Source organism: Prevotella sp. 20925_1_30 (genome assembly GCF_041433025.1).
Classification (GTDB): domain Bacteria; phylum Bacteroidota; class Bacteroidia; order Bacteroidales; family Bacteroidaceae; genus Prevotella; species Prevotella vespertina.
In genome coordinates, this window is sequence record NZ_JAPWAR010000015.1 from 1 (window position 1) to 21,286 (window position 21,286).

The following is a 21,286-nucleotide window of genomic DNA, read 5'->3' on the forward strand; positions in this document are numbered from 1 at the left end:
TGTCTATTACAGAACGATTGATACCCTGAATCAATCTTAAATGCTCCCGTGGTATTGCCTCCCCAAGCCCCTCCAAAGGAGGGGATGTCCATAACTCTACTTACATGCTTTCATTCGTTTCAAACTATATCCAATAAGGACATCCCCTCCTTTGGAGGGGCTTGGGGAGGCTTTCTTTTGGGGGTGGGGCTTCTTACCCTGCCTGTGGTCCAGTGTGGTCTTCACTCCCCTCTCCATTCGGAGAGGGGGCGGGGGTGAGGCTTTTCTTTTTCCTAGCAGGATTATCCACATCCACCTGCAACTCCTTCAATGCCTTACGCACCGACTCCTTCCATGTCAATGTTAGCTTCGGAGCTTTAAGGCTCTTGGCACATACGTCCTTCTCGTTCTCCTCCATCTTTGAGGGCACGTTCACACGCAAAGAGAAGATGTCGCCGAGGTCTAAGCCTGTTCCCATGCGTGCACAGTCCGAGATAATGTTACGTAACGTGATAATAACATTCCGTGCATCACCCTCTGTTAATGAGGTCTCACGAACAATACGTTCCAACACCATTTCAGGTGAGATCTTTTGTTGACCTTTCGGTACGGCGATATACACCGTTTTACCCTTCATTTTTCCCATTGTCGCCTTACGAGGCGCAACTTTGAATTCTAGCATTTTCTTTAAGTTTTTAATTAAACATTAGATACTATATATCAACATTACATTAATCTTTTTCATGTATTTTATACCCAGCGGTTGGGTAGCCTTGTACCCAGCTGCTGGGTAGCGTCGTACCCTGCCGTTGGGTAGACCCCGACCTATTCGCTGGGTACGATCGTACTTCTTCGCTGGGTACAACTCTACCCATTCGCTGGGTACAAAACAGACCACAAACAATCGTAAGGACTACTCGAATGTTGGCTCGACCCTGTACCCGTCGCGGCGGGTGCCGCCGCCCACGTAGACGTTACCACTGATGAAGTACAGGTAGTACGCGAAGTAGCTGCTGTACCATGGGTAAGCACTTGACGACCAATAGTAGCCGTTGATGCCAACGTCGTGCAGCTGACCACCGTAGTAGTAACCCAAGGCGGGCAGGTAGAAATAATTACCGGCGGCGGCGGCGGAAGGAAGGGTATTAGATATGGACCAGTGCTCATCGTGTAAGTTTGTACGCCAATCTCTGCCGTCGTAGGCGGTGTTAGCGTTATATCCGCTTATCTGTGACTTCTTCTTAAACCATATGCCGCCTTTATATAAATGACCCATAGTAGTCCATAATTCGTCTGCGTCCCTACGAGGATCGCCATAAGCAGCATACCACGTCATCTCGTTGGCATTTGGAAGGTCTTTGCATGGTGTGTGGGTAGCAGGGGTACTTATGCCGGAACCTGGGTAACTTTCGTTCCAATAACGTGGGTCAGTGTTGCTCTGGGCGTAGTTGCTGTTACTGGTCCAGTTCAACACTGGCTGGTCTTTATTGGCTGACCACCATTCGTGCCCCTTCCAATATTGTTCCTGTGCGTCCCACATGTAATAATGGTCGCCATCGTAGTTCTTTACGTCAAGGTTAGCAGTCATGTCGTAGTAAGTGTTCGAAGCGTATGCTGTAGATGGATATATCTTGGTTATTGTTCCCTCTACATTTGTTGCCACGTCCTTTACCCAGTAACGTACCCTTAAAATATGAGTTCCTGGCTTAATAATCATATAAGCACCGTTAATGGTTACGCTGGCGCTGTTGTTGGTCAGTGGGAAGCCGTTTGGATTGCTACTACTGCCCCTTGTAGTCAAAACGATTTGTTTGCTTCCTGCTGAGCCTGTAAGGACTCCCGTGCTTGTGTTGACTGTATAAGTCTCTGCAATATCATTGTCAGAGCTTACCTCCACCTTTGTTAAGTAACAGTCATGTAGAATTGTGTTACTTGTGTAAGGCTGGAAGACTAAGTAAGCTGGCTGATGCTCTAATTCAAAAGCAAATTGTTGCTTGCCTGTTACCTTAGTTGCTGTTGCAGTACCATAGTCGCCTGCTGTGCCGAAGTGCTCGGTGTTGTCTGGCTTTGTTTGTGTTTGAGCAGTAGAGATCGTTACTTGGCTGCCGTTACTATTCTTACCCAAGTAATAAACCTTATAGCTATTTCCTGTAAACTTGCCTGGTACTTTATACTTAAAAGAAGCTACCTTACTTGTTGGGGCATTCGTGCTCTTCCGCAATACGTTATTATCATCCTTTACGTAGATATAATCGCCTGCTTCCCAATAGAAGTCGCTGCTGTTATAATTTAGTGATGTGCGGGTCTTTGTCTCGTCACCTGCTACGAAAGTGGTTAGGTTCTCGTCGTTATCTTCATTGGGGTTCGTTGGGTTCTGTGCTACATCTTCATTAGCGCAGGATGTAAAAGTCATTGCTATGCCGAATACAACAGCCAAGGACTTTAGTTGTGATGTAAATGAATGTTGTTTCATTGTTTGCTTCATGTTTTCTTTGTTCTCTTTGTTAATAACTCTCTGTTAGTCTTCCCATGAAGATGTTTTTTCATCTTCTAAGTCTTCATCATTCCATAAACCTGCTGATTTGGCAGTTGCAGCTGGACCAGTAGCATGGTTTGCCTTTTTGTGCTGACTGGGGAAAGACGTATCCATCAAATAAGTGGCTTCGTTGACTTGAATTATCATACACGCTGGTGCAGAATAACTCTTCTTTACTTGCTTTTTTCTCATTACTTCATTGATTAAAATAGTTGTTATTTCGTTCTTATTTTGCTTAAAACGGAGTTCAAAAAAGGGCATAAAAAAGCGAACAAAGGAAACTCTTGAAAGTCCTTTGTTTACAGGGGTTACGGCACGCTTCGCGCGCGCGTATGCGAGAAGAAAAAATGTGTTATTAGACGCTAGGTGCGCATAGTGTGTGTGTGTGTTAGCAAATTATTTGGATTGACCAAAGATAAAGTGCAAAAAGATGCAAAGAATCGAATAATTCTTTGCAGTACTTCATTCACTTGATATGTCATTGCTAATTGTTTCACGGCGGCAAAGGTAAGAAGAAATAATTAAAGGGGCAAGGAAAGTAGGGAGAAAGTTGCCTTACCCCTACGTACTTTTACTCAATCCTCACACTCTTTCCATCCTTATAACAAGCGATGGTGCGGTTACCTTTCTTATATATATCCTCATTGCCGGGCATATCCAACGTGAAGCCAGCAGCCTTGACTTGAGCTACAAGGTTATCGTATGCAGGCTGATTGAATACTGCGATAATCATTGCGCCATCCTTGAAAGCAATGTAACTAGACACACCCTTGCGCATTGGCTTTGGATAGTCCTCATACTTATCAGCAGTGAGGAGCTTTGCTAAAGCACAATTCTTATAATACATCTTAGAGAACTTATCGAGTCGATAAACCTCATAATTAGTCTTCAATTTATAACCATACTTCTTGGTAATAGCAGCCGTCTTATCTGGATTCTGGAACATATCCAGTGCCTCAGCTATACTGATTACGTCCTTCATGGGTTCAACACTTACAACCGTATCAGTAGTTACAGGCTTCGAAGTGGGCTGCGTTGCATTTTGCTGCGTACCACAACTACTAAAACTAAAGACTGCCACAACAAGGGCAATTGCTATCCATACATTCTTCTTCATAATCATTCCTTATTTTGTCGTATTGATTCTTTCATGTTTAACTGATGATAAACACCTATTCTATTTCCCAATTATCTCCTGCATTTCTTGCCTCACCTCGGTAGCTGTAACAGTATGCAATGAACCTTCTTCCACCTCCAACAGGCAATCAGCAAAGCGCACGGCCAATTCCAAATCATGTGTAGAAAGCACGATGAGTTTATCTTTCTCATGCGCCATAGAGCGTAACAACTGAAAGGTCTCTGCCTTAGAAGGGAAATCAAGAAAGGCTGTTGGCTCATCAAGGAGTATGATGGGTGTCTCTTGTGCAAGTGCCTTTGCAATCATCACCTTTTGTCGCTCGCCATCAGAAAGCGTCTGAATCATCCTATGTCGAAGTGGCTCTATCCCCACAGAGCGGATAGCATCATCAACAACAGCACAATCTTTAGCACGCAACTTACCAAAGAAACCTGTGTAAGGGGAACGCCCCAATCCGATAACTTCTGCCACTGTCAGATTCTGCACATCAGGTTTCTGTGTCAGGACAATGCTTATCTTTCGTGCCAATGCTTGCTGTGTAAAGCTCTCTATGCCTTGCCCATCTAATAGAAGGTTGCCCGATAGCTTTGGAAGAAAGCCTGTCAACGTCTTTAGAAGCGTAGACTTACCGATACCATTCCGCCCTATTAAGCAATGTAATTGACCGCTTTGCAACTCTACATTCACATCAGAAACGAGTGCTTGCGAAGCCGTATAGCCTACTGAGAGATGTGACAGGGAGATCTTCATAACGCCGTCAGACAAAGAACATCACCAGCACTTGGGCTATGATCACACGAATAAACATACCCAAAGGATAAACGGTTGCATAACTGATGTTGCTTGTTTCGCCATTAACGGTATCGTTGGCATAACCCAATGCCATAGGGTTTGCCATCGAGCCACATAGGATTCCGCAGATAGTACCAAAGTCGAACTTCTTCATGCGGAGCGCAACAACACCCACAATAATCACTGGCAGTACCGTAAGGACAAATCCTAAGCCTATCCAAAGTAAGCCTTCTGGACGCACAACCGTTGCTAAGAAGTCCTTACCTGCATCCAAACCGAGGCATGCAAGATAAAGGGCTAGTCCTAACTTACGCAACATCAACGATGCACTTCGGGTGGCGTAAGCGATGAAGTGGAAACGAGGACCGAACGCACCGATGAGGATTCCCATAATAATAGGACCTCCTGCAATCCCTAAATGGATGGGAGAATCCATACCAGGGAGCGTGAATGGGATTGTTCCTAACGCCAAACCGAGCAGCATACCAAGGAAGATAATAGCCAAGTTAGGCTCATTGAGCGTCTTAACAGAGTTACCCAAGAACTTCTCTGCATGGTCGATTGCTTCTGGCTGACCCACTAATGTGAGGCGATCACCATAGCGCAAGACAAGATCTTCCGTCGCCAAGAGCTTGATATCACTACGGAGAACACGACTAACATTGACGTTATAAGCATCACGAAGGTGCAACTGACCAAGTCGCTTACCATTAAGAACGCTCTTTGACAATACTATCACGCGGCTCTCCACCTTAGAATCGAGGTGGTTCCAGTCCACTTGTTCCTTATTCAAGTCACGCTCCACACGCTTACCAAAGAGCAATTCCATCGCTGGCACTTCCTCTTTCTTCGTTGCCACAAGGAGGTTGTCATTCGTCTTGAGTTCGGTTGTTCCCTTCGGCACAATCACTTCATCGCCACGCCAAATGCGCGAGATAATAAACTTGCGGTGCGTGCCCTGTGCTATGTCTGCAATGTTCTTACCATTGATAGCAGGGTTGACTACAACGAATTGACCAATAAAGGTATGGTCGTCGCTACTGCTACTCTTCACCTCCAAATCGCTGGGCTTGACAAAGAACTTACGGATGAATATCATTGCAAAGATAACACCTACAACACCGAGTGGATAGGTAACAGCCGTTGCCAAAGCTGCTCTAGCACCGCTCACACCCACATGCTGCAACGCTTGCTGACCCGCACCGAGAGCCGGCGTATTCGTGGTTGCACCGCAAAGAATACCTATCATATCCGACATGGGCACCTTCATGATATACGTAAGGGCTATTGCCATTGCCGTACCAAGAATGATGACCGCCAGAGACCAGATATTAAACGAGGTTCCCTCATGCCTAAAGGAACCAAAGAAGTTAGGTCCCACGTGCAAGCCTAAGGTATAAACGAAGATAACCAAGCCGAACGTCTCACAATAGTTGAGCATTTGGTCGTCTACCTTCAAGCCGAGACTTCCCACAGCGATACCAAAGAAGAATACAAAGGCAACGCCTAACGAGATACCAGCAAACTTTATCTTACCCAAGCCGAGACCAACAGCACAAATGAGCGATATAACTACTACGCCTTGAAGTGCTGAAGGAATGGAGAAGAGTCCATTGATCCAATCCATATTATCGTTGTTTAGTTGTTATCCTTTATAATAATCCTAAGTATTGCTCCAAAGGGATTCCCCTGTTCTTATCCTCGTTATCCTTATTACGATCTATCAGTGCGTAAACGCCGTCCATCGCCTTTTGTGTACTCGGGATGAGCAGTTCGCCATCCAGCAAGTGACCAATAAGAATAGCAGAGAAGATATCGCCTGTCCCTGGGAAATGGACGGGGATTTCGGTATAAGGGAGACTGAAATACTTATCTGTTACATGATTATACCCCGCTACGGAAGGCGTACCATCAATAAGAATGGAGGTGATTAATGCCGACTTCGTTCCTATCAAACGCAAGCCATCGAGCAAACGCTTCGCCTCATCGAAGTCTACTCCATCTGTATTAAACTTGCTCGATGTGAGGTAACAAGCCTCCGTGTAATTAGGGAAAGTGAGGTCGGCAACGCTTATCATCTCACGCATTGAGTTGATAGTGGCAGCCGTCACACCATTATAGAGCTTCCCTTCATCGCCCATTATCGGGTCAACAAAGATGGTTGTGCCCCGTGCAGCTTGCTCACGACAATAGGCTGAAACTAATTGCGCCTGACGTTCTGATGCGATAAAGCCCGTCGCTATCGCATCGAAACTGAAACCTAATTCCTTCCAAACAGGGAATACATCCTTGATATAATCAGTTGTCTCTAAGATCTTAAACTTACCATAGTCGAGCGTATTTGAGACCAATGCCGTAGGAAGGTTATACACGGGATGCCCCAAATAAGACAAGATAGGCAGCATTGCGGCTGTAGCTACTTTGCCATATCCTGCCATGTCATTGATAAGAAGTATATGTTTCTTACTCATTAATTATGTTGGTTAATGGACTACAAAGGTAGTGTAAACCGCATGAACGGCAAAATAAAAACCCCATAAATAACGTGTTAGTACGAGTTGACAAGTGTATGAGCTGACAAGTGAACAAGTGGTTAGTTCCGTTAGATAGGCTACCCAACACGCCCCCTAAAAGTTATAGCTAACAGCTAAGAAGACGCCATGCATGCACTTCTTCTTCGGATAGAAGTCATTGAATCGGACGTTATCATAGACCAGATTGCGCCGCAGGGCATACGTATCAAGAGTAGAGAACTTATAGCCAGTCCAAATGCTCATATCACCAACATCAACGCTCAGTCCCAGCTTGCAATCGAAGGCATACCACGTACCCTTACTCGTATGCACATTCACCACATCCTTTGGTAGGTTGTAATTACCCAACAAATCAACAAAGACATTACCCAAAGGGATATTCATCATAAAGCCTGGTTCGGCAAATAACTTCAGCTTCGCATCAGCTATCTTCAATACAGTTGGAGACATAAGACGCAGCGAAGGGCGAAGGAAGAAGTCCTCCGCTTCCCTATAGTCTGACGAGACTATCCATCCATTGCCTTCGGGAACTCCATCATAAGAAACCTGCTTCCACATTCCCACCGATGCGCCTACGCCCACATAAGGGGTAAACATTCGATGATAGGAAACATCCACTTGCCAAGTGCCTTGTAAGGTTAGTTCGCCCCCTAATGCGATACTATTCTTATTAAACGAGTCATCGCCTTGGGCACTCGCAACTAGCACAGAGCCTAACAAATAGAGTAACGTTAGAATCTTCTTCATCATATTTTGTCGAATTAAGTCAGGTGCAAAGGTAAACAAATAATACCTATTTCTATTTCATTATACCCTACTTAATGACCATACAACCGCCCTGCCCATCGTTTCTAACGTGTTTCCACTTCGGTTATAACCCTTTCGAGGATGATTCCTTATATGCGTTCAGCTTGTTATTCCCCTACCTCCGAGTTGCCACGCACGTGTGTTTCGTTCGTTACGCACGTGTGTTTCAATCGCTATACACGTATGAGTTATTCGTTATACACGTATGAGTCATTCGTTACACACGTGTGATTCATTCGTTATACGCCTATGTTTCATCTCTTATATACGTGTGTTTTATTCGTCTCATCATGAAGAGACACAAGTTTCATCGTGATGAGACACAAGTTTCATCATGATGAGACAAAGACTTCACCATGGTGAAGATAACAAAACATACGTCAGAAAAAGATGCAAAGCATAGGAGAAAGCAATCGATGGCAGGCGAGAAACGAAAGGGAATCGTATTACGCAAGGCAGGGATACGAGGGAGAAAGAACAACAAGAAAGGGCAACGAGCGAGAGGGAACAAGGCGGTTGCGGGAAACGAAACAGCCCGCTACCAAAGGGTAACGGGCTGCTTATATATATATAAGGTGTAAATCTTATCTGTTTTTGACCTATTGATTAAGCCTCTACAGGAGCTTCTGCAAGTTCGTGTGAACGCTTCTCAATCTTCTTACCTAATACGAGGTAAGCAACTGGAGATGCAATGAAGATTGAACTCAAAGTACCGATGATGATACCAATAATCATTGCGAATGAGAAGCTGCGGATGCTATCACCACCGAGGATGAAGATAGATACGAGCACGATCAATGTAGAGACTGACGTATTGATAGTACGTGAGAGGGTCTGGTTGATAGAGTCGTTAAATATCTTCTGAATATCCGCCTTACCGAGAGTGTGCTGATGTTTGCGCAAGTTCTCACGGATACGGTCATATACAACCACCGTATCGTTGATATCGTAACCGATAACGGTCAAGATGGCACCAATAAATGTCTGGTCGATTTCGAGAGAGAAGCCTATCCATCCGTAACATAACGAGAAGCAACCGATAACGATAGTGGTATCGAGGACTAGTCCTACGATTGAACCAACAGAGAAACCGATATTGCGGAATCGTAAGAGGATGTAGAGGAAGATGAAGAAGATAGCCAGTAAGACGCTCATGAACGCATTGTAGGTAATGTTCTTTGCGATAGAAGGACCCACCTTTGCGCTCTGGATGATAGAACCACCCTCACGAATGTCTGGATTCTTGAAGTTCGCTACACTTGCCTGACTAACGAAGCCACCCTTCTTCAACGCATTGTAGAGAATAGTCTCTGCCTTGTCGTCTTCCATTGGGTCGTTAGAATCGATGTTATAGTTGGTTGAGATACGAACAGTCTTACCATCTGTACCAAGTGCGATAACACTGGTTGTAGCTGGTTTACCTGCGTTCTCGCCCACTGTGTTGACGAATGCATTAGTCATCACCTTACGTACATCCTCAACCTGTGTTGGCTTATTCAGTGTGACAACATAGTTGCGACCACCAGTGAAGTCGATACTACGGCTCAAACCACGTACTACGAAACTACCAATACATACCAATACTGCAATGCCCCAGACAGCGAATGTAGTCTTATACATTGAGAGGAAGTGGTAGTTCTTATCCTGCATGAAGTTCTTAGAGAAGGCGGTTGTAAATGTCTGATTCAACCACTTATCCTTACCAACGCGGTTCTCGAATACGATACGTGTGAGGAATACGGCGGTGAAGAAAGAGATTACAAGACCGATGATCCATGTTGTTGCGAAACCACGGATAGGACCTGTACCTGTAACAAGGAGGATAACACCTGTGATGAGTGAGGTGAGGTTAGAGTCGAAGATAGCAGAGAATGCGTTACTATAACCTTCCTTCAAGGCTTGCTTCATACCCTTGCCGAGCTTCAGCTCCTCCTTGATACGCTCATAGATAAGCACGTTCGCATCCACGGCTGTACCCAAAGTCAACACGATACCAGCAATACCAGGCATGGTCAATGCCGACTGGAAGGATGCAAGGACACCCAAGGTGAAGAAGAGGTTGGCAAGCAATGCCAAGTTAGCCATCATACCTGGGATGAAGTTATACATCAGAATCATGTAGAGCATGAGCAATACAAAGGCGATTGCAAATGATACAAGACCTTGATGGATAGACTGTGCACCCAATGTAGGACCAACTACTTCCTCCTGTACTATCTTAGCAGGTGCAGGCATACGACCTGACTCCAATGTGTTTGCTAAGTCCTTTGTATCCTCAATAGTGAAGTTACCAGAGATAGATGACTGACCACCTGTAATCTCACCATTTACACGTGGAGCAGAATATACTACACCATCCAATACGATAGCAATAGCCTTACCAACATTTGCCTTCGTGAGAGCTGCCCACTCACGAGCACCTTCTGAGTTCATTGTCATGCTAACCTCAGGGCGACCGAACTGGTCGAACTGGTCTTTAGCATCTGTAACAACGTCACCTTCCAATGGTGCACGACCATCAGAGGTTGTGACCTTCAAGGCGTGAAGTGCATATACGTTCTTCTGCTGTAAGCCTTCAGCTGGCTTAGCACTCCAAAGGAGTTTCAAGTTGCTAGGCAATACTTGCTTTGCGAGCTGACTATGGATGAGCTTATTGATAGCAGCTGTATCACGCACATTTGCATAACCTACGAGACTCAAGCCTTCGCCTGGCACTGTCTGTAACATTGAGAGTAATGGGTGTTGCTTCTTAGCAGCAGCCATCTGTGCAGACTCTGTTGATGTGGCAGAGTTCTTACCTGCGTTCAATGTTAGTTTAGCGTCTTTGTTAGGCTTTGCAGCTTTCGTAGAATCCTTTGCTGTAGCATCGCTCTTTGAATCACCATTAGCTAAACGCTGGTCGAGCTGGGCTAAGTAAGGAGCTACCTCTTGGCTGTTGTAAGTCTCCCAGAACTCTAGATTAGCCGAACCCTGAAGGAGTTTACGCATACGCTCAGGCTCACGAATACCAGGCATCTCAACCATCAAGCGACCTTCCTGACCTTCCAACTTCTGGATGTTAGGCTGAACTACGCCGTACTGGTCAATACGATTGGTAACAACGTTGTAAGAGTTATCGATGGCTGAAGCAACTTCCTCACGGAGAGCCTTCTCTACATCTGCATCAGAACTCTGTGTTGTAACCTTGCCTTTCAACTGTTGTGTTGCAAAGACTTCTGCTAGCTTATGACCTGGAGCTACCTTGTGGTAAGCATCAACGAAGAGACTGATAAAGTCCTTCTGACTTGTCATCTCTTCCTTCTTTGCCTCCGCCATAGCCTTCTGATAAGCAACATCCTGCTTGTGGTCAGCCAATACGTCAACAACGTCAGGTACTGAAATCTCAAGTACAACGTTCATACCACCTTTCAAGTCAAGACCTAGACCGATCTGTGTTTCAAGGCACTTCTGGTAAGAGTAGATACCCAAGTACTTAACAGAATCTTTATAATCCTGTCGTGCAATAGGGTCTTTAATCTCCGCTGCCTTGCTATCGTAGTAGCTTGTCGCCACTGAGAAAGACAGGTAGAAGATACTTGCGAGCGTCAACAAGACTGATACGCAAATTACTAATCCTTTGTTTTGCATTTTATTTGATTGTATTTAATTATAGTTTCGCTACGCTTAATAGACGTGCAAAGATAAGCATTTTCTCACACTTTGGGAAATTTACACCTTATAAATGTGTGCTTTTTAAGGTTTGGGGCGGTATTTGAGCCAACAATAAATGGGATAATGGTCAGATGCAGTCACACTATTGTCGACGTGCGCATCGTATGGCTCAAAGTCGTCAGAACAGAATATGTGGTCTATACGGAAGTACATCCCACTACGATGATAACTGATCCCAGGACCATTACCACTCGCTACGAAGCAATCTATCAGTCCCTTATCTATGACTCGATGGGTGTAACTTAATGGGTTATCATTAAAGTCGCCACAGAGTATTACGGGTACATTCTTATCGAGATATTGCTTAACATAACGTGCCACCATATCTGCTTGTGGAGCACGACGCATTGACACCTTTCCCAACTTACGCAACAGGTGCACGGACTCTGACTTGGCCTTATCCGTCTGCATGCTCCCTTTCACAAGTGACTTAAAGCCCGCTTTATCATCATTGGATAAGCCATTACTCTCAAAATGGTTATTCACAACAAGCGTCTTTGTACCTTTTATGTCTACCATATAAGCCACACTTTGGTTAGAGCTAGAGCCATACGGGATGGTATCTTGCCAAAGAATTGGATAACGACTCAGCAGTACCATGTAATCAGCACCGGGCTTCTTCTTCACCATCAACTTGAAGTATGGATAGTGTGCCTTCAGTCTTTCATAGATTCCTCCACTCTTATCACCATCACCTTGGGCTTCTTGCAAGCAAACCAAATCAGCCTTGCTGTCAATGATATAGTTGACAATGGGGTTGGTCTTAGGATTAGTCTCTTCCCAAGAATCAAACATATAGACATTGTAAGACAGGACTTTTATAGCACCATGAGGCTTATCCTTTGGAAGATTAAACGGGCAATAGATTCGGATAGAGGCAAAACAAAGGATAAAGCCCAATATGGGAAGCCATATTGTACGCAATCTCACAAATGCCCAAAAGACAAGGAAAACGAAGTTAAACGCAAGGAGTATAGGATATCCCAATCCTAGATTAGCAAGCAGAGGATAATCAACAGGATTCAACCAGTCGATATTGCCAATTAGCAACATCAACAATATAACAAGGATATTACCTACAAAGAGTGCTCTGAATGTGAACTTCTTGAAATTCTTAAGCATCATAAATATACGCTCATAAGTCTCGTTCAGGACATCTGCCCATGCTAATTACAATAACACTTACTTCTTGCTACTATCGAAGAGCTTTTGCTTCTCTGATTTAGATAGGCTATCATAGCCGCTCTTGCGAATCTTGTCTAAAATGCGATCTATCTCTTCTTGCTCTCTATGCTTCTGCGCATTATAATCCCAATCACTATTCTGTGTTGTCGAGTTATGCTGTGAGGAGTCTCCCCAAGAGCCATTACTTCCGCCTGTTCCAACCTTCCCAGTATGCTTTTCCCAACTATCTTTCATACGATCAAAGAACTGATGCCCTTTGTGCATACCCATATTTCCATATCCTGAATACGGATGTCTCTTCCAATACATAATCAGTAAGAAACCCGTCAAAGCACCTCCCACATGCACTACATGGGCAATATCAGAGCCAGGACTGAACGATGAGAAAATCTCAATAGCAATCATTCCTGTTACCAACCATTTGGCTTTTATGGGAACAGGAATCGGTATAATGAACATTCGCTCATTAGGGAATAACATTCCAAAAGCTAGTAACAAACCAACAACAGCACCGGATGCTCCAATTGCCATTGTTTGTTGGATATATATAACAGATGGTATGTCAATGCTCACCCCATTCCTCGTCACAGTAATCGTATCCATTACGAAAGGCATACAATACCACGCTAATTCCTGAAGGATACCGCCTCCAATACCACAGATAATGTAATAAAAAAGGAACTTCCTCGGTCCCCATACATGCTCTATGACTGATCCAAACATCCACAACATAAACATGTTCGTGGCAATATGCATAATATTGCCATGCATAAACATACTGGTAAAGAACTGCCAGACGCCGAAGTTAGAAGAACCAATATAGAATAACCCAAAGAGATTATCAAAATCAATACCTATAACTCCAAACACATAAGAAGCAAAAAACACCAAGACGTTTATAATAAGGAGATTTCTTGTGACTATCGGAATATTCAGTATATTACGCATTTGTTAGTTTCTTATTGTAAGCCATTATCTTTAAAACGTTGCAAAAATACGAAATAATCCCGTTATTTAGCAGGAAAAGGGAAGGATAAGAGCCTATTTTTATATTTTTCTACACTTTTCCTTCGATTTTACTTGTTATATAAAAGGAAACAACTATATTTGCAGCATAATCGAAAGTATCATTTATAAATTAATCAACAAATAAATCGGAATTATGAACAAGACAGAGTTAATCGAGAAGATTGCGGCTTCTGCTAATCTAAGCAAGGCTGACGCAAAGAAGGCATTAGATGCAACAACTGAAGCAATCAAGGGTGCACTTGTTGAAGGAGATAAGGTTCAGCTCGTAGGCTTCGGCACATTTTCTATCAACGAGCGTCCAGCTCACGAAGGTATCAACCCTGCAACAAAGCAGAAGATTCAGATTCCAGCAAAGAAGGTTGCAAAGTTCAAGGCTGGTGCAGAATTGGCAGATGCTGTAAACAAATAAATTGTAAACTATTTACAATAGTATAAGAGGCGAGCCTTGCAAGGTTCGCCTCTTTGATTGTTTTACTATTCAAGACAAAACAATAAAAGAAATGACATATTCCTCATTGCTTATCATTCCCGTCTCTCAATATCCTAACTAGCTTCCCATTAGGCACATCCCCTCCTAGAGCTACCCTCTCCTTTCGGCTTGGGGGCGGGGGTGAGGCTTTCTTTTCCTGTTTTCCTAGCTGGATTATCCACTGACACCTCCACTGCATTTGCAGCATCGCGCATCCTATTCTTAGGAGTAAAGACAATCTTTGGTTTCTTCAGCGTGGCGGCTGTTACATCTTTCTGATTGTCCATCATCTTTGGAGGGAAATAAACACGGAGCGAACCGAGGTCGCCAAGGTCAACACTAGCACCCATCTTCAACGAACGGCATGCCATCTTACCCAATGTGATAAGCGTGTTCATCACGTCACCACGCGAGAGCGAGGTCTCGTCCATAATCATGTCGCAAAGTGCATCAAGCGTCATGTGTTGGTTACTCTTGGGCACAGCATAGTACACCGTTTGCCCCTTTTTCTTCCCGATTGTTTGTTTCTTTGATTTTACTTCGAACTCTACCATAGTATCATTCTTTTAAATGGTTGATAATTATGTTATTAAAACTCTTTTTCTATTAGTATTCAACTGTTCGTATGTTACTATGTCTCAAAATCCTATGTACCTCTGTCTCATACAAAAGCCCCACCCCGTTAGGTTGGGGTGAGGCTATACCACGGAAGCGAGAGAACCAAATTAATACACTAGTTTTGAAAGACATTAATTTCACAATTAATATAATCGAGTTGTCTTATTACAGAACGATTGATGCCCTGAATCAATCTAAAAAAATGCTCCCGTGGCACATATCCTAACTAGCCCCCGTAGGTACATCCCCTCCTAGAGAGGGGCTGGGGGTGAGGCCGTACCACGGAAGCGAGAGAACCAAATTAATACACTAGTTTTGAAAGACATTAATTTCACAATTAATATAATCGATTGTCTTATTACAGAACGATTGATACCCTAAATCAATCTAATAAATGCTCCCGTGGCACATATCCTAACTAGCCCCCGTAGGTACATCCCCTCCTGCGGAGGGGCTTGGGGAGGATTTCTTTCCTAACCTGCTACTGGCCCATTCTCTTCTTTATTCTCCTTCTTCTCTGGTTCTTTCGCTGGCTCTTTCTTCCTAGCAGGATTATCCACCGACACCTCCGCAGCATGGGCAGCCTCACGCATTTTAGCTTTAGGCGTGAAGATAATCTTAGGAGTTTTGAGTGTAGCAGCTGTCACGTCCTTCATGTTGTCCATCATCTTTGGAGGGAAGTACACACGGAGTGAACCGAGGTCGCCAAGGTCAATACTAGCACCCATCTTCAATGAGCGGCACGCCATCTTACCCAACGTGATAAGCGTATTCATCACGTCACCGCGTGAGAGCGAAGTCTCGTCCATAATCATGTCGCAAAGTGCATCAAGCGTCATGTGTTGATTACTCTTGGGCACAGCATAGTACACCGTCTGCCCCTTCTTCTTCCCGATTGTTTGTTTCTTTGATTTTACTTCGAATTCTACCATAGCATTATACTTTTAAATGGTTGATAAATATGTTGTTAAAACTAACTCTTCCATTGGTATTCAACACTTCGTTTCAAGGGTGTTTAAGACTCTTCGCCAAGGGTGTTTAACACTGTTGCCTAAGGGTGTTTAACACCCTTGACCGTAGGTGTTTAACACCCTTGAAACTCATTGTTCTATGTCCTACTTTAATTACCTTGCGGCGGTTCTTAAGGTGTCGCCTTTTAGAGGGCAACACCTGTAAAGGAGCTATCGCAAGGACTACTCGAACAGCGCCTCCGCCCTGTACCCGTAGTAGCGGATGTAGTTGCGCACGCCGACGAAACCACTGTAGAAGACCAGGTAGTACGCGTCGCTACTGCCCCATGGGTCAGCACTTGACGACCAATAGGTGCCGCCGTAGCCAACGTAGTGCAGCTGACCAGAGTAGTAGTAACCCAAGGCGGGCAGGTAGAAATATTTGTTTGCATCGGCTGCAGAAGGAAGGCCGGAGTTGTTGATGCTACTGCTGTTGTTGTCGTAGTTCTTCCATGTTGTACGCAAGTCGGTTGTATTATCGGCAGACTTCTCTGTATTGTAATTACCCTCTGCCAGTAGTACAGACTTCTTCTTAAACCACATGCCACCTTTGTATAAGCGACCCATTGTTGTCCATAATTCGTCTGCGTCCCAACGTGGATCACCATACATGCAGTACCAAGACAGCTCATTAGCGTTGGGGAGGTCTTTACATGAAGTGTGAGTAGCTGGATTACTTACGCCATTACCTGGGTAACTCTCGTTGTAGTAACGTGAGTCTGTGTTATTCTTAGCGTAATCGTTTGAGGTTGTTGCGCCTGTAAGACCTTGGCTGAGTGTTGGCTGGCTACCACTGTGATTCCATTCATGTCCCTTCCAATATTGATCCTGTGCGTCCCACATATAGTAATGGTCACCATCGTAATTCTTTACGTCAAGATTAGCAGTCATATCGTAGTAGGTGTTCTTGTCATAATTGAATGATGGTAAAACTTTCGTGATAGTTCCTTCTACATTTGTGTCGTAGTCCTTCACCCAATAACGAACCTTAAGCGTATGTGCACCTGGTTTGATAAGCATGTAGACCTTATCAGCTGTAGAGATAGAGGTAGCATTGGTGAAAGAGAAACCTTTCTCGTTTGTGCTGCCTGCAACTGGGTCTTTTGTTGTTAAGACAATTTGTTTGCTACCTGCTGAACCATTCAAGTTTCCTGTGCTAGAATTAATAGTGTAGGTTTCCGCAATATCGTCGTCGGAATTTACTTCGATTTTTGTTAAGTAGCAGTTCTTCAATACAGCATTGCTTGTGTAAGGCTGGAAAACGAGATAAGTTGCTTGATGCTCTAATTGGAAACTAAAGACGCTGCCACCTAAAGTACCTGTTGCCGTGGCTGTACCGTAGTCACCTGAATTGCCAAGGTGATTGGTTGTGTTTGGCGTTGTTTGGGTCTGGGCTGTTGGAATCGTTACTTGGTTGCTACTACTATTCTTACCGAGATAGTAAACCTTATAATTTGCGCTTCCTCCGAATTTCCCAGGAACTTTGAACTTGAACGAAGCTGAATGTGCGTGGGCTGCATCTACAGTGTTACTAACTTGCATCGTGCCATCGTCGTCCTTCACGTATATCTTGTCGCCCTCTTCCCAATAGAACTTGCCTGTTGCATAATCAATTGAGGTACGGGTCTGTGTTGGTACGTCTGCAACAAAGGTTGCAAAGCCTTTGCCACTATCTCCAGTTTTACCATTCTGCGCAATGTCTTCGTTGGCACAAGAGACAGCTGTCAGTGCTATACTGAAAAGTGCCGCAAGGGAGAATAAATGTGACTTAAATAATTGTTTTGTTTTCATCATTACTTTGTTTTTTCTGATTCTTGTTTATAACTCTCTTTACTTAGTCTTCCCAAGAAGTATTCTCTTCATCACTGCCAGCTTCTTCTCCTTGCCATGCTGGAGCAGGTTTTGCACCTCCAGCAGCTGTTGGACCTGTTGCATGATTTGCTGGCTTATGTTGACCAGGGAAAGACGTATCCATCAAATAAGTGGCTTCGTTAACTTGAATTATCGTACACGCTGGTGCAGAATAACTCTTCTTTACTTGCTTTTTTCTCATTACTTCATTGATTAAAATAGTTGTTATTTCGTTCTTATTTTGCTCAAAATCGAGTTCACAAAAGGGCATAAAAAAGCGAACAAAGGAAACTCTTGAAAGTCCTTTGTTTACAGGGGTTACGGCACGCTTCGCGCGCGCGTATGCGAGAAGAAAAAATGTGTTATTAGACGCTAGGTGCGAATGTGTGTGTGTGTGTGTGTGTTAGCAAATTATTTGGATTGACCAAAGATAAAGTGCAAAAAGATGCAAAGAATCTGATAATTCTTTGCAGTACTTCGTTCACTTGATATGTCATTGCTAACTGTTTCACGGCGGCAAAGGTAAGAAGAATAAATTAAAGGAGCAAGGAAAAGAAGAAAAGTCTTCTCTAGGACACCTAAATTTTACTAGAAGTCCTAGAGAAGACTATGCGAAATTAGAGGAACTAGACGCATCACTAGCCATAGAACCTTACATGATTCCAGTCTGCTTATCTTCTTGACGTTCTATTCGCTTTTCAATCTGCTTATAAGCCTTACCCTTCGATAATCGCCACGTAAAGTTAAGCCCTATCATATTACCCAAGTCTCTATTACGTTCTATTTCACTCTTATGTAGATATTCGTTGAGGAGTTGTGACTTATACATTCGTGGATGCTGTTGGAAGACGTGTTGCACATCGAGTGAAAGACTGCAATTCCCCCAACTATAGCTTATTGCCAAATAACTAAACGCTCCATTATGCCCTAATCTCTCTCCTTCTAAGAACCTCCAACCATTATCAGCATATCCTTGCAAAGTCCATTTACCAAGGTAAGCCTGCACACTCCCACCATAAGTGTAGCTGGTGAGATAATGACGATAAAGACTACAAACATTAAAATAACGGTTAATTCCACCCGTCAATGTCACTGATAAGTGTTCAGGAATAAGCTCATACTTCAAATTATCTTGCACATGGAACAAGCTAATACTCCCCATGTTCTGTTGCGAATAAAGGAACTCATCCGATGCTGTTCGCTCATATCTTGCCATGTTACAATGCAAGTTTCGCCGATACTCCATGTACATACTGTTCGACACCCGATCACCATAATAATCCAAACTCATCGTATGTTGAATGACACGTGAGGGCTTCAAGGCAGGATTACCCACTGTCCATTCACGACTATTATTCCTTATTCGCATATCAGAAACCATTGCGTAAGGCGAAACTCGGCGATAAGTTTGAAAAGCGTAACCCACATTTAGTCCTTTCAGAAGCATATACTTTAATGTAACCTTCGGTCGGAACGTCCAGTAATTATAATCATAACTGGCTTGAGAATAGGTTTTGTTTGCCACTCCAACGCCCAGAGAATAACTCAACTGCTGCCACTTTCCTTTTAACTCAGAGAAAAGATAGAGTTCACCAAGGTGCATCTTATTCAGTGCATCAACATCCCCTGTATAATGATTACGCGTGTATTTCTGCATGTGTTGCAAGCCAGCAGAGAGCGTGAAAGGCTTCAATTTGTTTTCATAAATAGCCTCACTCTGAACCGACCAAGTATCTCCATCTACATTATAAGTATAGGGTGTTCCCTCACCCTGCCTCACGTACTTATCCGTGTAGATAGCTGTTCCAACAACATTCGCCGTTACACTCTGATGATTCCCTAGCTTGTGAAAGAAGTAAAGATCGATAACTGGCGTAAAACGACTCGACCTATTCACATCTTGATAAGCCTGTGTTAGCGTCCCATCCATTAATTGATAATCAGAAAAACAACTAGGAGTATTCATTCCAAAGGTCGATAACGTGGCTTGGAAAACATAGGAGGCTGAATCGGCAAGGCTATACTTCATCTGAAGTCGATTACCCAAAGCTCTATCCCTACCAGCCGTTTGCTTACGTGTAACAAGATAATGACTACCATTATTTAATAGGTAATCTGCCGTCTCTGAAGTACGCCCATTACGGAAGTCCCGATAGGAGAAGTTATAAGAAAAGGACAGCTCCGAATTTTTATGATTTAGCTTTGTATAGATGGTATTATCCGTATTCCACGCTGTTAGCGTGTGTGTTAAGTCTACGCCAACGACGTATCCACTTGTGTTCCTTTTCGTTTTTATATCAATAACATAAGCTATATTCTCCCCGTATCTGACACCCGGATTATCGATGAAATCAATGTTTTTCACAAGTTTAGGGTCTAAGGAGAGCATTTCCTCCTTATCTATTACAACTCCATTCAGCCTTAGCTGCACCGCACCATTATTCATTAAAGCAGTAACAACATGGCTCACAGGATCTACCCGAACGTGTGGTAACGATAGTTTACTTAGCAAACTATATCCATTCGTGGATGCTTTACGCTGTGTATCAGACGGAATAATCAACAGACCATCCACCTTTGTTACCACTCGAGCAGCCTCAACAGTAACCTCGTTAAGCTGCACCTCCTTCGGTTCTTTTGCATTCTTCACCTCTTCTTGGGCTCCAACTGGTAGCACCAAGAAGACTAACAGCAATGTACATAATACTTTCTTCATAGCTTGAATATTTTGAAGCAAAGGTAATTCCAACGCTGTTCAAGTGCAAAAAATAAGACTGACATCTGTCTGACAATAGCTTTTCTCTGTTGCTCCTAACGCTTCTAAGGATTATTCACCTTATAAGTGTTTGAGTCGATATCCGCCTCCCTTCTCTGCCGTAATGGTCAATCCACAATGCTCACAAACAACAGGCTTCAAGCGACGAATCAGTGTGTAAAGTGTCTCACTGGCATCGGGTTTCTTCGGCCAAAGGCTTTCACAAATGGTAATCTTTGATAATTTCATATCACCAGAAGCCATAAACAACTCCATCAACTGGTGTTGCATAGGTGTAAAAGGAATCTCTTTCCCCTGCACATCACGGAAGGAATGCTCCAAAGGGAGGTAGGTCATACTTCCAAAAACCATTCTCCCAGCCCCATTCCGATGCCAATAAACAACAGAAAAGAGCATCCATAACATGGCAGATAAGGTGAGGAACAAAGCTAAACGTTGGTCAGATAATCCCCAAATAGTACCAAATGAACAATCAGCATAGCTTTGGAACATAAAAGAATGCTGTCCTTTCTGCCATTGATAACGCTGACTACACAAGGAATAATCGTTCTTTTCGAGTGCATAAGATACAAATGACCGACTCTTCAAGTCCTTTATTCGCAAATGCTCACGGTAGTTTTGTATCGTATCAGGCGTTATCCATGCTTCACGCTTCGCTGCAAGTGTCTTCTCCAAAGCCTGATTCATGTCCTGCACAATAGCTGTTTCTGCACAACAATAACTGTCTATGCTCGTGCAAACAGCTGACAACACCAGTAAAAGAAATACTATTACGGAAGAGATAGGTTTCATAAGTGAAGGAATTAAATAACTGAATAACAGGCATAAAAGCATGTGATTCGCAAATATAA

Annotated in this window: 19 protein-coding genes; 1 reads left to right on the forward strand and 18 read right to left on the reverse strand. The window is 43.6% G+C overall.

The window, feature by feature from the left end; all coding sequences use genetic code 11:
- Window positions 1-193 precede the first annotated feature (193 nt).
- The 12 genes from O3603_RS07645 to O3603_RS07700 all read right to left on the reverse strand — a co-directional run bounded on the left by O3603_RS07645 (window position 194) and on the right by O3603_RS07700 (window position 13,621).
- Window positions 194-661, reverse strand: a complete 468-nt coding sequence (locus O3603_RS07645; RefSeq protein ID WP_371521957.1) for a DNA-binding protein — start codon at window positions 659-661, stop codon at window positions 194-196.
- Window positions 662-685: 24 nt separating this feature from the next.
- Window positions 686-877 (reverse strand): hypothetical protein, encoded by a 192-nt coding sequence (locus O3603_RS07650; RefSeq protein WP_371521959.1) that lies wholly within the window; start codon window positions 875-877, stop codon window positions 686-688.
- Window positions 878-892: 15 nt separating this feature from the next.
- Window positions 893-2,464 (reverse strand): hypothetical protein, encoded by a 1,572-nt coding sequence (locus O3603_RS07655; RefSeq protein ID WP_371521961.1) that lies wholly within the window; start codon window positions 2,462-2,464, stop codon window positions 893-895.
- A gap of 33 nt (window positions 2,465-2,497) precedes the next feature.
- On the reverse strand, window positions 2,498-2,707 hold the full coding sequence (locus tag O3603_RS07660; RefSeq protein ID WP_371521963.1) for a hypothetical protein: 210 nt from the start codon (window positions 2,705-2,707) through the stop codon (window positions 2,498-2,500).
- Between the two features lie 379 nt (window positions 2,708-3,086).
- Complete coding sequence (locus O3603_RS07665) at window positions 3,087-3,632, reverse strand: hypothetical protein (protein ID WP_371521965.1); 546 nt, start codon at window positions 3,630-3,632, stop codon at window positions 3,087-3,089.
- A 60-nt stretch (window positions 3,633-3,692) separates the two neighbouring features.
- On the reverse strand, window positions 3,693-4,403 hold the full coding sequence (locus O3603_RS07670) for an ABC transporter ATP-binding protein (RefSeq protein WP_371521967.1): 711 nt from the start codon (window positions 4,401-4,403) through the stop codon (window positions 3,693-3,695).
- A 7-nt stretch (window positions 4,404-4,410) separates the two neighbouring features.
- On the reverse strand, window positions 4,411-6,072 hold the full coding sequence (locus O3603_RS07675; RefSeq protein WP_009433937.1) for a putative transporter: 1,662 nt from the start codon (window positions 6,070-6,072) through the stop codon (window positions 4,411-4,413).
- Window positions 6,073-6,097: 25 nt separating this feature from the next.
- Window positions 6,098-6,916 (reverse strand): bifunctional hydroxymethylpyrimidine kinase/phosphomethylpyrimidine kinase, encoded by an 819-nt coding sequence (locus tag O3603_RS07680; RefSeq protein ID WP_018910983.1) that lies wholly within the window; start codon window positions 6,914-6,916, stop codon window positions 6,098-6,100.
- A gap of 156 nt (window positions 6,917-7,072) precedes the next feature.
- Window positions 7,073-7,729: a hypothetical protein gene (locus tag O3603_RS07685; protein ID WP_371521969.1), complete on the reverse strand. Its 657-nt coding sequence runs from the start codon at window positions 7,727-7,729 to the stop codon at window positions 7,073-7,075.
- 663 nt (window positions 7,730-8,392) lie between these two features.
- A complete protein-coding gene (secDF, locus tag O3603_RS07690; RefSeq protein ID WP_371521971.1) occupies window positions 8,393-11,413 on the reverse strand; it encodes a protein translocase subunit SecDF in 3,021 nt (1,006 codons plus the stop codon).
- A 105-nt stretch (window positions 11,414-11,518) separates the two neighbouring features.
- Window positions 11,519-12,622 carry an endonuclease/exonuclease/phosphatase family protein gene (locus tag O3603_RS07695; protein WP_371521973.1) on the reverse strand — a complete coding sequence of 368 codons (1,104 nt, stop codon included), beginning with the start codon at window positions 12,620-12,622 and terminating at the stop codon, window positions 11,519-11,521.
- Window positions 12,623-12,679: 57 nt separating this feature from the next.
- A complete protein-coding gene (locus O3603_RS07700; RefSeq protein ID WP_371522038.1) occupies window positions 12,680-13,621 on the reverse strand; it encodes a rhomboid family intramembrane serine protease in 942 nt (313 codons plus the stop codon).
- Between the two features lie 223 nt (window positions 13,622-13,844).
- On the opposite strand from O3603_RS07700, the gene O3603_RS07705 reads away from it, so the two are divergent.
- Window positions 13,845-14,120 carry an HU family DNA-binding protein gene (locus tag O3603_RS07705; protein WP_009433913.1) on the forward strand — a complete coding sequence of 92 codons (276 nt, stop codon included), beginning with the start codon at window positions 13,845-13,847 and terminating at the stop codon, window positions 14,118-14,120.
- A 149-nt stretch (window positions 14,121-14,269) separates the two neighbouring features.
- Here the strand turns inward: O3603_RS07705 and O3603_RS07710 are convergent, their stop codons facing one another.
- From O3603_RS07710 to O3603_RS07735, 6 genes are all read right to left on the reverse strand, one after another.
- Window positions 14,270-14,734, reverse strand: a complete 465-nt coding sequence (locus O3603_RS07710) for an HU family DNA-binding protein (RefSeq protein ID WP_371521975.1) — start codon at window positions 14,732-14,734, stop codon at window positions 14,270-14,272.
- Window positions 14,735-15,271: 537 nt separating this feature from the next.
- Entirely contained in the window at window positions 15,272-15,730 is a 459-nt protein-coding gene (locus O3603_RS07715) for an HU family DNA-binding protein (protein ID WP_371521977.1), read from the reverse strand.
- Between the two features lie 261 nt (window positions 15,731-15,991).
- Complete coding sequence (locus tag O3603_RS07720) at window positions 15,992-17,602, reverse strand: hypothetical protein (RefSeq protein ID WP_371521979.1); 1,611 nt, start codon at window positions 17,600-17,602, stop codon at window positions 15,992-15,994.
- Between the two features lie 40 nt (window positions 17,603-17,642).
- Window positions 17,643-17,861 carry a hypothetical protein gene (locus O3603_RS07725; RefSeq protein WP_371521981.1) on the reverse strand — a complete coding sequence of 73 codons (219 nt, stop codon included), beginning with the start codon at window positions 17,859-17,861 and terminating at the stop codon, window positions 17,643-17,645.
- A gap of 450 nt (window positions 17,862-18,311) precedes the next feature.
- Entirely contained in the window at window positions 18,312-20,375 is a 2,064-nt protein-coding gene (locus O3603_RS07730) for a hypothetical protein (protein ID WP_371521983.1), read from the reverse strand.
- 120 nt (window positions 20,376-20,495) lie between these two features.
- Window positions 20,496-21,227: a helix-turn-helix domain-containing protein gene (locus tag O3603_RS07735; protein ID WP_371521985.1), complete on the reverse strand. Its 732-nt coding sequence runs from the start codon at window positions 21,225-21,227 to the stop codon at window positions 20,496-20,498.
- Between the last annotated feature and the right edge of the window lie 59 nt (window positions 21,228-21,286).

What these genes read in the sequence shown, in the direction of transcription:
- O3603_RS07680 (WP_018910983.1), bottom strand. Translation starts at nt 6,916, where the DNA reads ATGAGTAAGAAACATATACTTCTTATCAATGACATGGCAGGATATGGC.
- O3603_RS07655 (WP_371521961.1), bottom strand. Translation starts at nt 2,464, where the DNA reads ATGAAGCAAACAATGAAACAACATTCATTTACATCACAACTAAAGTCC.
- O3603_RS07645 (WP_371521957.1), bottom strand. Translation starts at nt 661, where the DNA reads ATGCTAGAATTCAAAGTTGCGCCTCGTAAGGCGACAATGGGAAAAATG.
- O3603_RS07735 (WP_371521985.1), bottom strand. Translation starts at nt 21,227, where the DNA reads ATGAAACCTATCTCTTCCGTAATAGTATTTCTTTTACTGGTGTTGTCA.
- O3603_RS07715 (WP_371521977.1), bottom strand. Translation starts at nt 15,730, where the DNA reads ATGGTAGAATTCGAAGTAAAATCAAAGAAACAAACAATCGGGAAGAAG.
- O3603_RS07725 (WP_371521981.1), bottom strand. Translation starts at nt 17,861, where the DNA reads ATGAGAAAAAAGCAAGTAAAGAAGAGTTATTCTGCACCAGCGTGTACG.
- secDF (WP_371521971.1), bottom strand. Translation starts at nt 11,413, where the DNA reads ATGCAAAACAAAGGATTAGTAATTTGCGTATCAGTCTTGTTGACGCTC.
- O3603_RS07670 (WP_371521967.1), bottom strand. Translation starts at nt 4,403, where the DNA reads ATGAAGATCTCCCTGTCACATCTCTCAGTAGGCTATACGGCTTCGCAA.
- O3603_RS07675 (WP_009433937.1), bottom strand. Translation starts at nt 6,072, where the DNA reads ATGGATTGGATCAATGGACTCTTCTCCATTCCTTCAGCACTTCAAGGC.
- O3603_RS07705 (WP_009433913.1), top strand. Translation starts at nt 13,845, where the DNA reads ATGAACAAGACAGAGTTAATCGAGAAGATTGCGGCTTCTGCTAATCTA.
- O3603_RS07665 (WP_371521965.1), bottom strand. Translation starts at nt 3,632, where the DNA reads ATGAAGAAGAATGTATGGATAGCAATTGCCCTTGTTGTGGCAGTCTTT.
- O3603_RS07685 (WP_371521969.1), bottom strand. Translation starts at nt 7,729, where the DNA reads ATGATGAAGAAGATTCTAACGTTACTCTATTTGTTAGGCTCTGTGCTA.
- O3603_RS07660 (WP_371521963.1), bottom strand. Translation starts at nt 2,707, where the DNA reads ATGAGAAAAAAGCAAGTAAAGAAGAGTTATTCTGCACCAGCGTGTATG.
- O3603_RS07720 (WP_371521979.1), bottom strand. Translation starts at nt 17,602, where the DNA reads ATGATGAAAACAAAACAATTATTTAAGTCACATTTATTCTCCCTTGCG.
- O3603_RS07695 (WP_371521973.1), bottom strand. Translation starts at nt 12,622, where the DNA reads ATGATGCTTAAGAATTTCAAGAAGTTCACATTCAGAGCACTCTTTGTA.
- O3603_RS07730 (WP_371521983.1), bottom strand. Translation starts at nt 20,375, where the DNA reads ATGAAGAAAGTATTATGTACATTGCTGTTAGTCTTCTTGGTGCTACCA.
- O3603_RS07710 (WP_371521975.1), bottom strand. Translation starts at nt 14,734, where the DNA reads ATGGTAGAGTTCGAAGTAAAATCAAAGAAACAAACAATCGGGAAGAAA.